General features: G+C 62.5%; 12 protein-coding genes. 8 read left to right on the top strand and 4 right to left on the bottom strand.

What is annotated here, in order from left to right:
• Window positions 1-47: 47 nt before the first annotated feature.
• The 8 genes from lepA (at window position 48) to nagZ (ending at window position 8,436) form a co-directional block, all read left to right on the top strand.
• The gene (gene lepA / locus D0B32_RS16885) at window positions 48-1,841 is read left to right on the top strand and encodes a translation elongation factor 4 (RefSeq protein WP_117335126.1); all 1,794 of its coding nucleotides are present in this window, start codon (window positions 48-50) and stop codon (window positions 1,839-1,841) included.
• 18 nt (window positions 1,842-1,859) lie between these two features.
• Window positions 1,860-2,753: a signal peptidase I gene (gene lepB / locus D0B32_RS16880; protein ID WP_117335125.1), complete on the top strand. Its 894-nt coding sequence runs from the start codon at window positions 1,860-1,862 to the stop codon at window positions 2,751-2,753.
• A 176-nt stretch (window positions 2,754-2,929) separates the two neighbouring features.
• Window positions 2,930-4,186 carry a ribonuclease III gene (gene rnc, locus D0B32_RS16875; RefSeq protein ID WP_117335124.1) on the top strand — a complete coding sequence of 419 codons (1,257 nt, stop codon included), beginning with the start codon at window positions 2,930-2,932 and terminating at the stop codon, window positions 4,184-4,186.
• 60 nt (window positions 4,187-4,246) lie between these two features.
• Window positions 4,247-5,146 (top strand): GTPase Era, encoded by a 900-nt coding sequence (gene era, locus D0B32_RS16870; RefSeq protein WP_117335123.1) that lies wholly within the window; start codon window positions 4,247-4,249, stop codon window positions 5,144-5,146.
• A gap of 202 nt (window positions 5,147-5,348) precedes the next feature.
• Window positions 5,349-6,053: a DNA repair protein RecO gene (recO, locus tag D0B32_RS16865; RefSeq protein WP_404935562.1), complete on the top strand. Its 705-nt coding sequence runs from the start codon at window positions 5,349-5,351 to the stop codon at window positions 6,051-6,053.
• Window positions 6,050-6,814, top strand: coding sequence for a pyridoxine 5'-phosphate synthase (pdxJ, locus tag D0B32_RS16860; protein WP_117335121.1), 765 nt, complete (start codon window positions 6,050-6,052; stop codon window positions 6,812-6,814). Before recO ends, pdxJ begins: the two co-directional genes overlap by 4 nt.
• Before the next feature lie 84 nt (window positions 6,815-6,898).
• Window positions 6,899-7,354 carry a holo-ACP synthase gene (gene acpS, locus D0B32_RS16855; protein WP_117335120.1) on the top strand — a complete coding sequence of 152 codons (456 nt, stop codon included), beginning with the start codon at window positions 6,899-6,901 and terminating at the stop codon, window positions 7,352-7,354.
• Between the two features lie 53 nt (window positions 7,355-7,407).
• Window positions 7,408-8,436 carry a beta-N-acetylhexosaminidase gene (gene nagZ / locus D0B32_RS16850; protein WP_117335119.1) on the top strand — a complete coding sequence of 343 codons (1,029 nt, stop codon included), beginning with the start codon at window positions 7,408-7,410 and terminating at the stop codon, window positions 8,434-8,436.
• 107 nt (window positions 8,437-8,543) lie between these two features.
• On the opposite strand, the gene D0B32_RS16845 is transcribed toward nagZ, so the two are convergent.
• From D0B32_RS16845 to earP, 4 genes are all read right to left on the bottom strand, one after another.
• Window positions 8,544-9,926, bottom strand: coding sequence for a sigma-54 dependent transcriptional regulator (locus D0B32_RS16845; RefSeq protein WP_117335118.1), 1,383 nt, complete (start codon window positions 9,924-9,926; stop codon window positions 8,544-8,546).
• Window positions 9,927-10,198: 272 nt separating this feature from the next.
• Window positions 10,199-10,396, bottom strand: a complete 198-nt coding sequence (locus D0B32_RS16840) for a CsbD family protein (RefSeq protein WP_117335117.1) — start codon at window positions 10,394-10,396, stop codon at window positions 10,199-10,201.
• A 411-nt stretch (window positions 10,397-10,807) separates the two neighbouring features.
• A complete protein-coding gene (gene efp / locus D0B32_RS16835) occupies window positions 10,808-11,365 on the bottom strand; it encodes an elongation factor P (protein ID WP_117335116.1) in 558 nt (185 codons plus the stop codon).
• Window positions 11,366-11,803: 438 nt separating this feature from the next.
• On the bottom strand, window positions 11,804-13,075 hold the full coding sequence (earP, locus tag D0B32_RS16830; RefSeq protein ID WP_181969831.1) for an elongation factor P maturation arginine rhamnosyltransferase EarP: 1,272 nt from the start codon (window positions 13,073-13,075) through the stop codon (window positions 11,804-11,806).
• Between the last annotated feature and the right edge of the window lie 191 nt (window positions 13,076-13,266).

Raw genomic sequence — 13,266 nt, 5'->3', positions numbered from 1 at the left:
TGCTCCGCAATCGTCCGAGCGCGCCTTTTTCGCTTGATCGGTACTGAATGGATCATATTCGTAATTTCTCGATCATTGCGCACATCGACCATGGCAAGTCGACGCTCGCCGATCGCATCATCCAGATTTGCGGCGGACTGTCCGACCGCGAAATGGAAGCCCAGGTGCTCGACTCGATGGATCTCGAGCGCGAGCGCGGCATCACCATCAAGGCACAGACCGCTGCATTGACCTATCGCGCACGCGATGGGCGCATCTACAACCTCAACATGATCGACACGCCGGGCCACGTCGACTTTTCGTACGAGGTCAGCCGTTCGCTGTCCGCGTGTGAAGGCGCGCTGCTCGTCGTGGACGCGAGCCAGGGCGTCGAGGCGCAGACCGTGGCGAACTGCTACACGGCCATCGAACTCGGTGTGGACGTCATTCCGGTGCTCAACAAGATCGACCTGCCGGCCGCGAATCCCGAGAACGCCATTGCCGAAATCGAGGACGTGATCGGCATCGACGCAACCGACGCCACGCATTGCAGCGCCAAGACCGGCCTCGGCGTCGAAGACGTGCTCGAAGCGCTGATCGCCAAGGTGCCGCCGCCCAAGGGCGACCCGGACGCGCCGCTGCAGGCGCTGATCATCGACTCGTGGTTCGACAACTACGTGGGCGTCGTGATGCTCGTGCGTATCGTCAACGGCACGCTGCGTCCGAAAGACAAAATCCGCATGATGGCGACCGAAGCGCAGTATCCGGTCGAGCACGTGGGCGTGTTCACGCCGAAATCGAAGAATCTCGAATCGTTGTCCGCCGGGCAGGTGGGCTTCATCATCGCCGGCATCAAGGAACTGGCCGCCGCGAAAGTGGGCGATACGGTGACCTTGGTGAACCGGCCGGCCGCCGAGCCACTGCCGGGCTTCAAGGAAGTGAAGCCGCAGGTGTTCGCGGGTCTCTACCCGGTGGAAGCGAACCAGTACGACGCGCTGCGTGACTCGCTGGAAAAGCTCAAGCTGAACGACGCTTCGTTGCAGTACGAACCGGAAGTGTCGCAGGCGCTCGGCTTTGGTTTCCGTTGCGGCTTCCTCGGCCTGTTGCACATGGAGATCGTGCAGGAACGTCTCGAGCGCGAGTTCGACATGGACCTGATCACCACGGCGCCGACCGTGGTGTACGAAGTCCTGCAGCGCGACGGCACGACCGTGATGGTCGAGAATCCGGCCAAGATGCCGGAGCCGTCGAAGATCGAAGAAGTGCGCGAGCCGATCGTCACCGTCAACCTGTACATGCCGCAAGACTATGTGGGCTCGGTGATCACGCTGTGTACGCAAAAGCGTGGCAACCAGATCAACATGCAGTACCACGGTCGTCAGGTTCAGCTCACGTACGAAATTCCGATGGGCGAAGTGGTGCTCGATTTCTTTGATCGCCTGAAGTCCATCTCGCGTGGCTATGCGTCAATGGACTACGAGTTCAAGGAATACCGTGCGGCGGATGTCGTGAAGGTCGACATGCTGATCAACGGCGACAAGGTGGATGCGTTGTCGGTCATCGTGCACCGTTCGCAGAGCCAGTTCCGCGGTCGCGAAGTGGCTTCGAAGATGCGCGAACTGATTCCGCGTCAGATGTACGACGTGGCCATTCAGGCCACGATCGGCGCGAACATTATTGCCCGCGAGAACATCAAGGCTTTGCGTAAGAATGTGCTGGCAAAATGCTACGGCGGCGACATTAGCCGTAAGAAGAAGCTGCTGGAAAAGCAAAAGGCAGGCAAGAAGCGAATGAAGCAGGTCGGGTCCGTTGAGATTCCGCAAGAGGCTTTCCTCGCCATTCTGCGTGTCGAAGATAAATAAGACGAAGAACGGAACTCTATGAATTTTGCGCTGATTCTTTTTGTGCTCGTCATCATTACGGGCCTCGCGTGGGTAGCAGACAAGCTGGTGTTCCTGCCGCAACGGCGCCGCGCGGCAGATGCCGCGGTCGCCGAATTCGACCGCCAGCAGGCGCGCGTCGGCGAGCGTTTCGCTGACGAAAACGCGCCGCAAACGCGGGCACGCCTGCGTGAGGAGAACCTGCGTCAACCCTGGTGGCTCGAGTATTCGGCGAGCTTCTTCCCGGTCATTCTGGTGGTGTTCGTGGTGCGTTCGTTCGTGGTCGAGCCGTTCAAGATCCCCTCGGGTTCGATGGTGCCGACGCTGCTGGTGGGCGACTTCATCCTCGTCAACAAGTACGACTACGGCATTCGCCTGCCTATCACCAACACCAAGATCACTGCGGGCCGTCCGCTGCAGCGTGGTGACGTGGTGGTGTTCCGCTATCCGAAAGACGAGTCGGTCGACTACATCAAGCGCGTGATCGGTCTGCCCGGTGACGTCGTGGCGTATCAGGACAAGCAACTCACCATCAACGGCAAGCCGGTGCCGGAGACGCCGCTGCCCGATTACTTCGACGAAGAGCGCATTGGTTACGCGAAGCAGTTCGAAGAAGATCTGGATGGCCGCAAGAACGCGATCCTGAACAATCCGGCAGTGCCGCCGTTCATCGTCGGTGCGGAAGATTATCCGTATCGCGACAACTGCACGTATGACGCACGCGGTGTGATCTGCAAGGTGCCGCCCGGCAACTATTTCATGATGGGCGACAACCGCGACAACAGTGCAGACAGCCGTTACTGGGGTTTTGCACCGGACCAGAATATCGTTGGCCGCGCGTTCTTCATCTGGATGAACTTCAGCAATCTGAAGCGCATCGGATCATTCCACTGATCGCGATCGCACTAGCGCGCATCACAGACCGCACAACACGTCGCCCCGCGAGTTCGCAACGGGCGCGACGTGTTATCACGCTACTTTAAGAACGTGCGGTAAGCCCGCTTCACTACGCTTTTTCGTCGGCTGCCCCGTGTTTTCGCTGGGGCAGGCGCCCGCGTTATACTCTGCACATGCCCCTATCTCCGTTGGAAAGCCGTTTGCGCTACGAATTTCGCAATGCGGAATTGTTGCGTCAGGCTTTAACTCACCGCAGTCACAGCGCCACGCATAATGAACGGCTCGAGTTTCTCGGCGATTCCGTTCTGAACTGCGCGGTGGCCGCGCTATTGTTCCAACGTTTTGGGAAACTGGACGAAGGCGACCTGTCGCGCGTTCGTGCCAATCTGGTCAAGCAGCAGTCCCTTTATGAAATCGCTCAGGCCCTGAATATTTCAGAAGGCTTGCGGCTAGGCGAAGGCGAACTGCGCAGCGGCGGCTTCCGGCGGCCGTCCATCCTTGCTGACACGCTCGAAGCCATCCTTGGCGCGATCTTCCTCGACGGTGGCTTCGACGCCGCCCAGACGGTCATCAAGCGCCTGTACGTGCCGATTCTCGACCATATCGACCCCCGTACGCTCGGCAAGGATTCGAAGACGCTGCTGCAGGAGTATCTGCAAGGTCACAAGATCGCGTTGCCCACCTACACCGTGGTTGCCACGCATGGTGCGGCGCACAATCAGCAGTTCGAAGTCGAATGCACGGTGCCCAAGCTCGACGTGAAAGTATCGGGCTCGGGAGCAAGCCGGCGTGCGGCTGAACAGGCCGCCGCCAAAAAGGCGCTCGACGAGGTAATGGCCGCGGCCCCTGCCGTGGTCGCCAAGCCGAAGCGTTCGAAAGGCGCTCGCGCGGCCAAACCCGATCCGGAGATCGTTCCCGGCGTGACCGGCGTGCAGGCTGCGCTTGATCTGCGCGCGCCGGATCGAAAGACCGAACGGTACGCACGCGGCGAAAAGGCCACCGTTACCGAGGCACTCGCCGAGCGCCCGGCGTCGTTCGCAGTGCCTGCCGCGCCGCTCGCGGTGATTCGCGCCGCGCATGTCGAGTACAGCAACGTGGCGGTCGCGGAAAAAGACAAAGCAGAAAAAGCGGACCGACCCGAGCGTGCCGACAGATCGGACAAGCTGGACAGGCTGGAAAAGAACGAGCGCCCGGAGCGTGCTGGGGAAAAGAGCGAACTGCTGCCTCGCAGCCTCGATAAGACCGCGGAAAAGACCGTGGACAAAGCCGCGGACAAATCGGCCGACAAGCCCGATGCCGCCGCCCGCAGCGTGGACAAGCCCGCTGCATCCCGTACCAGGGAACTCGCGCCCGATACGCCGGCGCCCGCCGAACTCGAACCCGGTGTTGCCGACGCGGTGCAAACGCGCGTCGCCGATGCCGGCCATTGATGCCATTTATGGGCGCGCGCGATTCGCGGCGCGTCCATTTGAACCTGCCGTAGCCTGAATATGAACGCTTCCACCCCCACTGGTTTCCGCTGCGGCATGGTCGCGATCGTCGGCCGCCCAAATGTCGGCAAATCCACGCTGATGAACGCGCTGGTCGGCCAGAAAGTCAGCATCACGTCGCGCAAGGCGCAGACCACGCGCCATCGCATCACTGGCATCCACACGCTGGAAGACGCGCAATACATTTTCGTGGATACTCCCGGTTTTCAGACCAAGCACAGCGGCGCGCTGAACCGCTCGCTCAATCGCGCGGTCACTTCGACGCTGACCTCGGTCGACGCGATCCTGTTCGTGATCGAAGCCGGTCGCTTCGGCCCGGACGATCAGAAGGTGCTGGACCTGATTCCGCCTTCGGTGCCCACGCTGCTGATCGCGAACAAACTCGACCGCGTGTCGGATAAGGACTCGCTGTTCCCGTTCATGCAGCAGGTAAGTGCGCTGCGTCAGTTCAACGAGATCGTGCCGCTGTCCGCCAAGAACCCCGATGACATCAAGCGGTTGATGGCGACGATCAAGCCGTTCCTGCCGGAAGGCGCGCCGATCTACGGTGAGGACGATTTGACCGACCGCAGCGAGCGCTTTCTCGCCGCTGAAATCCTGCGCGAGAAGGTGTTCCGCTGGACCGGCGACGAACTGCCGTACACCAGCACCGTGCTGATCGACAAGTTCGAGACGGAAGGCCGGTTGCGGCGTATCTTCGCGACCATCATGGTGGATCGCGACATGCACAAGGCCATGATCATTGGCCAGAAGGGCGCCAAGCTGAAGCAGATCAGCACCGAAGCGCGCCTCGACATGGAAAAGCTGTTCGACGGTCCCGTGTATCTGGAAACCTTCATCAAGGTGAAGAGTGGCTGGGCCGACAATGAAGCCGGACTCCGCGCCTATGGGTACGAATGACGCGTGGATGACGCTGCATTCTGACGCGGACCCGGACAACCCGGAGCCGGCCGCGCCTGCTCGCGAGCCTGCCAGGGGGCGTGCGTCGAGAAAATCTTCCGCTGCGTCTTCGGCTAGCGCTGGGGGCGATGCGGGCAAAGCGGGCGAGGGCCGCAAGCCACCGCCTCGCCGTGCGCCGCGTAGCTCCACTTCCGAATACAAGATCACCGAGCAGCCGGCCTTCGTGCTGCATAGCTATCCGCATCGCGAGACCAGTCTGATCATCGACGTGCTGACGCGCGATCATGGCCGTCTCGCGCTGGTCGCGAAGGGCGCCAAGCGCCCGCATTCCGCGCTGCGCGGTGTGTTGCAGACGTTCCAGCCGCTCGCGCTGTCGTGGTCCGGCAAGTCGGAAGTCCGTACGCTGACTGGCGCCGAATGGGTGGGCGGCATGCTGCCGCTCGCGGGCGACGCGCTGCTGTGCGGCTTCTACGTCAACGAACTGCTGGTCAAATTCTGCGGGCGCGAAGATCCACATCCGCAACTGTTCCAGCACTACGTGGTCACACTTGCACGTCTCGCGCATGACGAGCCGGCGGTGCAGGTGTTGCGCTCGTTCGAACGCGTCCTGCTGCGTGAGACCGGTTACGCAATGGCGTTGAGCCGGACGGTCACGCGTAAAACCGTGCAGCCGGACGGCCGTTATGTGTTCGACCCGGAGCGCGGCGTGCGCGAAGCATCCGACGATCTCCCCGCGCAATGGCCCGTGATCGCGGGGCAAACTTTGCTCGACATGGAGGCGGACGATTATCAGCGTCCCCAGACCGTGGCGCAGAGCAAGACGCTGATGCGCTTTCTGCTCAACACTTACCTTGGCGGCACGCCGCTCGCGACGCGCCAGATCCTGATCGACCTGCAGAACCTATGAGCTTCTTTCTTACCTCGCCGACCGTTATCGACCTGGGCGTGAACATCGATCACGTCGCCACGCTGCGCAATGCGCGCGGCACCTCGTACCCTGATCCGATCCGCGCGGCACTCGACGCCGAAGAAGCCGGCGCGGACGCGATCACGTTGCATCTGCGCGAAGACCGTCGGCATATCGTCGACGCAGACGTGCGCAAACTTCGGCCGCTCCTGAAAACGCGCATGAATCTCGAATGCGCGGTGACGCAGGAGATGCTCGATATTGCCTGCGAGGTGCAGCCGCACGACGTTTGTCTCGTGCCGGAAAAGCGCGCGGAATTGACGACGGAAGGCGGTCTGGATGTGGCCGGCCAGTTCGAAGCCGTGCGCGCTGCCTGCAGGCAACTGGCGGACGCGGGTTCTCGCGTGTCGCTTTTCATCGACCCCGACGAGACGCAGATTCGCGCGGCGCATGACGCAGGCGCGCCGGTCATCGAGTTGCACACGGGACGCTATGCCGAAGCGCATGATCCCGCTGAACAGCAGCGCGAATACGAACGCGTGGTGCGCGGCGTGGAACTCGGCGTGTCGCTCGGCATCAAGGTCAATGCGGGCCACGGTCTGCATTACACCAATGTGCAACAGATCGCGGCGATTGATGGCATCGTTGAACTGAACATCGGTCATGCGATCGTCGCGCATGCGATCTTCGCCGGCTGGGACAACGCGGTGCGCGAGATGAAAGCGATCATGGTCGCCGCACGCCTCGCCGCGCGCGCCTGACGTCACGCTCGCCACCGGGTGCCGTCCTACGGTTTCCCGGTTCCCCGCACAAGCGCAACGACTGCAAGAGGACACGGCACACGCATGGCAATCTACGGCATTGGCACGGACATCGTTCAGGTCAGTCGCGTCGCGGCAGTGATGACGCGCACCAACGGCCGCTTTGCCGAGAAAGTGCTCGGCGCGGACGAACTGCGCATTTATCACGCGCGGCATGCACGCTCTGCGGTGCGCGGCCTCGCGTTTCTGGCCACGCGCTTTTCGGCCAAAGAGGCGTTCTCCAAGGCAATCGGCCTCGGCATGCGCTGGCCGATGACCTGGCGAGCCTTGCAGACGCTCAATGAGCCGAGCGGCAAGCCGATCGTGGTCGCCTCCGGCGAACTGGCTGAATGGCTCGACGCCCGTGGCATTACGGCACGCGTGACCATCAGCGACGAGCACGACTACGCCGTGTCCTTCGTGATCGCGGAAGTGGCGGACGTGAGCAACAGCGTTGCCGTCGATTCACCCGCCGAGCCTGCCGATCCCCTCAGCCCCTGACTTTCCCCGATGTGGCGCGTCTGCGCCGCATCCTTTTCTCCTTGCGACATTCAATGAAAATCAATCCCGGACCGGTGATGCTCGACGTGGTCGGCAAAACCCTGACCGCCGACGACATTCGCCGTCTCGAACATCCCATGACTGGCGGCGTGATCCTGTTCGCGCGCCACTACGAGAACCGCGCACAACTGGTTGCGCTGACCGACGCAATACGCGAGGTGCGCCCCGAGCTGCTGATCGCAGTGGATCATGAGGGCGGCCGCGTGCAACGTTTCCGCACTGATGGCTTCACGACCCTGCCCGCAATGGGCAAGCTCGGCACGCTGTGGGACGCGGATGTCCTGCATGCGACCAAGGTCACCACGGCGGTCGGCTACATCCTTGCCGCTGAACTGCGCGCGTGCGGGGTCGACATGAGCTTTACGCCGGTGCTCGATCTGAACTACGGACAATCGCAGGTGATTGGCGACCGCGCGTTTCATCGCGATCCGCGCGTCGTGACGATGCTCGCGAAGAGCCTCGCTCATGGCCTCGCGCTGGCGGGCATGGCGAACTGCGGCAAGCATTTTCCGGGGCACGGCTTTGCTGCTGCCGACTCGCACGTGGCCATGCCGGTGGACGAACGGCCGCTCGACGAAATCCTGCGTGACGACGTCGCGCCGTACGACTGGCTCGGTCTGTCGCTGGCGTCGGTGATTCCGGCCCACGTGATCTATCCGAAAGTGGACAGCAAACCGGCGGGCTTCTCGCGTATCTGGCTGCAAGACGTGTTGCGCGGCAAGCTGCGTTTCACGGGCGCGATTTTCAGCGACGACCTGTCGATGGAAGCCGCGCGTCAAGGCGGCACCTTGACCGAGGCCGCGACGGCCGCGCTGCAGGCGGGCTGCGACATGGTGCTGATCTGCAATCAGCCGGCGGAAGCGGAAAAGGTGCTGGATGCGTTGCGCTTCACGCCATCGAAGGAATCGCGCCAGCGCATCGAACGGATGCGTCCGCGCGGCAAGGCGCTGAAGTGGAGCAAGCTGATCGCCGAGCCGGAATATCTGCAGGCGCAGTCTCTGTTGCGAAGCGCAGTGGCTTGAGCGCGATGGCAGCTTGAATGTAAAAACGGCGGTGTTTTCTAACACCGCCGTTTTTTTACGACCTGCTCCTACGACCTTTAGTCGTGCATCGGACTACGCCGCGCGCCTTAATTCAAACGCATGCGCTGCAGCTTGTTATACAGCGTCTTCGGACTGATCCCCAGCAACGACGCTGCCCGATGCCGCGTACCGCCCACTGCATCGAGCGTAGCGCGGATCAGCATTTCTTCGACGTCTGCGAGCGGGGTGCCAACCGTGACCTGCACACGGCTGCCGTTCAGATCGCGGCCGCCGGCCGAACCATGCTCGTCGGCGCGCAGCGATTCGATCACGTCACCCGACGCCTGGTACGCACGCTTTACACGCTCCTGCAATTCACGCACGTTGCCGGGCCATTCATAGGCGAGACACTCGCGCAGGAAGTTCGGGCCGATCTGCTTGGTGGCATCGGCGCCGCCGATGGCGCTGGCTTCACGATTGAGCTCGTCGATCAGGGCTTGCGCAAACAGCGCGGCATCCTCGCCGCGTTCGCGCAGCGGCGGTAGCGCAATCGCGGCTGCTTCGAGGCGCAAGGCGAGATCCGCGTGCAGGCTGCCATCGGCCACCGCGGCGCGCGGCGCCTTGCGCGTCGAGGCGATCAGACGGAAATCCGTCACGACCGGATGCGTGCCGCCCACCCGCATGAAGGTCTGCGTATCGAGCGCGCGCAACAGTGCTTCCTGCTGGGGACGCGGCAATTCGGCGATCTCGTCGATAAACAGCGTGCCGCCGCTGGCCTGCTCGAACAGCCCGTGCTCGCGCTGATCGGACCCATTGAACGCAGCGCGCTCGTGTCCGAACAGCACGCTGTCAAGCGTGCCGTTCGCGGCGAGCGTCGCCGCCGTGCGGCAATCGAACGTGACGAACGGTCCCTTGCGACGACGGCTCATCTCGTGAATCGTGCGCGCGGTGACTTCCTTGCCGGTTCCCGCTTCGCCGGAAATCAAAACCGCGGCTTCGGTCGGGGCGGTGTGCTCGATCATGTCGTACAGGTGCTGGATCGCGCCGCTGCGGCCAAGCATCGGCCCAAAACGGCCAAGTTGGCGCAACGTGGCACGCAAGGTCTGCACTTCCTCGGTCAACTCGTACGGACGCGGAATGCGCGCCAGCAGGCTGCGCAAACGCGGAATGTTGACGGGCTTCAACAGATAATCCCAAATTCCGTGTCGCAAGCCTTCGATGGCGCTTTCGACGGTGGCATTACCGGTCATCACGATGACAGGCAATGCGCCGCCGGGCGGCTGCGTGGGCAAATGCTGGAGCAGGTCGAGACCGCTGCCATCGGGCAGGTTCAGGTCGACCAGCACGACGTCCGGGATGAAGCGCGTGAGCGCAGCCCGCGCTTCGGCGAGGGTTGTCGCGGTGTCGACGGAGAATCCGTCAGCGGCGAGGATCGCGGATAGTCCGGACAGGCTATTAGGATCATCTTCGACAATCAGGGCGTGTGGCATAGTGAAGGGCGCAGGTTATTGAGTGGACGGGCCCCACGCCGCGCGCCGGTACTCGGGCGCGCTAGCGAGGGTGCGACGATTGACTGGCGTCCTGGGCGGCGTCGTTACAGACTCGTTCCACGCGGCAACGTGCCTGGCGGCGACGTTCCGGCTAGCGAACCACCGGGAGAAAATCGCACCGCGCCTTGCCAGTGCTGCTGCCGGTTCCGCATCAGCGGTGGCGCGCAGGCACAAGGAGGCTGTAGCCGCGAGGGACGCGACAGTCGGATTCATTAGTACCGGTCGAAAAACTGGCGGACTTCGCGCTCGGCTTCTTCACGAGTCTTGCCGTAACGCTCCTGAATCAGACCTGCGAGTTTGTCGACCCGGCCTTCCGCTTTGGTCAATTCGTCGTCGGTCAACTCTCCCCAAGCCGTCTTGGCCCGGCCAACCATCTGCTTCCATTTGCCTTCTGCGATATCGTTATTCATGGCGCATCTCCCAAGGATGAAAAGAAGCAAAACCTGTTCGGTTTGTTCCTGACTCAAGCAGAGACTGTGCCATCAGCGATTACTTAAATTTATCAAGGGTTTGGAGGCTGTGGTGAGAGGAGATTGCTGGCGCCGGCAGGCAAAATTGAGAACGCTGCCGGTAAAGATTGCCTCAACCATACACGGTCGCGAAAAAAAGAAAAAGCGCCCAAAAGTGGGCGCTTTTTGATGTGGCCGCCGCACTCCGCACGGGGGCAGAATGCAGGGCAGGCGAAGCAGGAAAGCTTGCCGGTGTTGGCTGACTACGGGCGCAGAATCGACCAGAGGTCGACCCAGAAACCGACCCAGGGCCGGTGCCGATAACCCAGCGCCAAACGGCGCCAAACGGCGACAAACAGCGCCAAGCGACGCTTAGGCGCGGCTGCGGTACTCGTGCGTGCGGGTGTCGATTTCGATCTTGTCGCCGATGTTGCAGAAGAGCGGCACCTGCAGTTCGAAGCCCGTGTTCAGCTTGGCGTTCTTCAGCACCTTGCCCGACGACGTATCGCCCTTCACAGCCGGTTCCGTGTAGATGATCTCGCGCACCAGCGTGGTGGGCAGTTCCACCGAGATGGCCTTCTCGTTGTAGAACACGACTTCGCAAGCCATGCCGTCTTCGAGGTAGTTCAGCGCGTCGCCCATCATTTCGGCTTCGACTTCGAACTGGTTGTAGTCGGCGTCCATGAACACGTACATCGGGTCAGCGAAGTACGAGTACGTGACTTCCTTGCGGTCGAGCAGAACGACGTCGAACTTGTCGTCGGCCTTGTACACCGTTTCCATGCCTGCGCCGGTCAGCAGGTTCTTGAACTTCATCTTGACGACGGCGGAGTTACGGCCCGATTTGTTGTATTCGGCCTTTTGCACGACCATTGCGTCTGCGCCGATCATCACGACGTTGCCGGTGCGGAGTTCCTGTGCGGTCTTCATAAAACTGTCCTGTACGAAATAAATAGCTTTAACTGTGCTCAACGGCATACGGCGCAAGCGTGCGGTTGCCCGCGGCCTTTCATGTCTCGCGGCCCATTTACCTTCCGGTCACTGCGTTTTACCGCTTTTTACCCAGGCTTGCGCCCTGGCCTATGCCCGGCTCAAGCCCTTGTTCGGCCCTTGCTCGGGCGTACCCACGGGGGCACCCAATGCGTGTGACTCACCCGGTTTTTGAGCGCTGCCACGTGGTGGCATGGTGGCCGCAACCTGATTTTGCAACCGCATGTGCCGCTTTCACGAGAGACCGGCTGCCGGATTTGTTCCCGCGTTGTTGCTACGTTTGTTGCCACGCTTGCTGCTGCGTTTGTTGTCACGTGTCTTGCGGGACCGGTCGCCGCCATCGTGCCGCGCTTGCGTCGTCGGCCGTTGGATAACCGCTTATTTTAACTGACTTTTTGCGAAATCGGCCAGATTTCCGGCGAGGTCACCGAGCGTCGCCAGTTCCCGCGTCCAATCCACCGCGCGCTGCTGGAAAACTTCGCGATGACGCTGGAAATCCGCCCAGTCCGGCGGGCCCACGCCGTTCCAGGCATGCCAGAAGCGCCCCAGCGCCGCGCGCGCCGCGGCGGCCAGGCCGCGGCCATAGTGCTCGAGCGCGGCGTCGAGTTTCGGCAGGTGAGCGTCGTCGGCTTGCGGGTAGATGTGCCACACGAACGGTCGCGCGGCCCATTGTGCGCGCACGAAGGAATCCTCGCCGCGCACGAAATTGATGTCGCTCGCCCACAGCAAGGCGTCGTAGCCGGGCTGATCCGTGAACGCCAGGGCGTGGGCGCGCAGGTTGCCGCGCTCCGCGTGTCTTCCGGCCTCGAACGCGGACAAACCGAAAAATCGCGCGAGCGCGCCGGAGATGCGGCCTTCTGGGACCAGCAGCACCACCGGAGTCGGCGCGTCACGCCATTGCACGAGCAGGCTGTCGACGGCGGGGTTCTCATAGGCGAACAGCGACACCACGGTCGCGTCGGCGTGGGGCGCGGGCGTGCCGACCGTCTTCTGCCACCACGCGTCCCGCGTAGGCGAGGACGTTTCGAAGGCCGCGCGAGCGGCGTCCAGATGGCGTTCCTTGATCACTCCGCCGGTGCCAGGACCGAGACCCGGAAAAAAGAAGGTCTTGGTCAGTGCGTAACGCGGATGCGGCGAGCGGCGCAGATGAAAATCCGCGACCCAGTCTTCCGCGCTCAGATATTCCAGGTTCAGCCAGACGGGCTCGCGTTCGCGGCGCGCCATCGCCGCGACATAGACATGCGGCACCTCACAGCCGAACGCTTCGATGACGACGTCGGCCACCTCCAGCGTGGCGCCGGCGCGCGACGGCTCGCGCCAGTGTTCGATGATGATGCCGCTGACCGCCTGGCGGCTGCGATCGAGGGCGAGGCTTGGACAGAGCTTCTGGAAGGCGTGCAGATCGTCGACGAAAATGCGCACCTGCCAGCCGTGTTCGCTCGCCAGTTGCCGCGCGAGTCGCCAGCACACGCCGATATCGCCGTAGTTGTCGATCACCGCGCAGAACAGGTCGGCGGCGATGGCCGCATGGCTGGTGCCCGAGGGTGCCGGCGCGTTAGCGTCCGCGGCCTCGGCAGAGGCGGGTGGCGCAGCCGCGGCGGTTGCGGCGGGCGACGCGGAAGCGGAGGACGCCGCGAAGGCCGCAGACACAGAAGCCGGAGACACAGAAGCCGGAGACACAGAAGCCGGAGACACAGAAGCCGGAGACACAGAAGCCGGAGACACAGAAGCCGGAGACACAGAGGCAGAAGCAGAGGCAGAAGCAGGACGCACGGATCGCATGTTGAACGGCGCCCGGGCCTCGGACGCGTGCGGAATGTTCTAAACTGGCGATTCTAAAG

It is taken from the genome of Paraburkholderia sp. DHOC27, assembly GCF_003429005.1.
Lineage (GTDB): Bacteria > Pseudomonadota > Gammaproteobacteria > Burkholderiales > Burkholderiaceae > Paraburkholderia.
This window is presented reverse-complemented; position numbering and strand designations above follow the sequence as displayed.

Bases quoted from the DNA above. Each gene is read 5' to 3' on its own strand.
- lepA (WP_117335126.1), top strand. From the start codon at position 48: ATGGATCATATTCGTAATTTCTCGATCATTGCGCACATCGACCATGGC.
- lepB (WP_117335125.1), top strand. From the start codon at position 1,860: ATGAATTTTGCGCTGATTCTTTTTGTGCTCGTCATCATTACGGGCCTC.
- rnc (WP_117335124.1), top strand. From the start codon at position 2,930: ATGCCCCTATCTCCGTTGGAAAGCCGTTTGCGCTACGAATTTCGCAAT.
- era (WP_117335123.1), top strand. From the start codon at position 4,247: ATGAACGCTTCCACCCCCACTGGTTTCCGCTGCGGCATGGTCGCGATC.
- pdxJ (WP_117335121.1), top strand. From the start codon at position 6,050: ATGAGCTTCTTTCTTACCTCGCCGACCGTTATCGACCTGGGCGTGAAC.
- acpS (WP_117335120.1), top strand. From the start codon at position 6,899: ATGGCAATCTACGGCATTGGCACGGACATCGTTCAGGTCAGTCGCGTC.
- nagZ (WP_117335119.1), top strand. From the start codon at position 7,408: ATGAAAATCAATCCCGGACCGGTGATGCTCGACGTGGTCGGCAAAACC.
- D0B32_RS16845 (WP_117335118.1), bottom strand. From the start codon at position 9,926: ATGCCACACGCCCTGATTGTCGAAGATGATCCTAATAGCCTGTCCGGA.
- D0B32_RS16840 (WP_117335117.1), bottom strand. From the start codon at position 10,396: ATGAATAACGATATCGCAGAAGGCAAATGGAAGCAGATGGTTGGCCGG.
- efp (WP_117335116.1), bottom strand. From the start codon at position 11,365: ATGAAGACCGCACAGGAACTCCGCACCGGCAACGTCGTGATGATCGGC.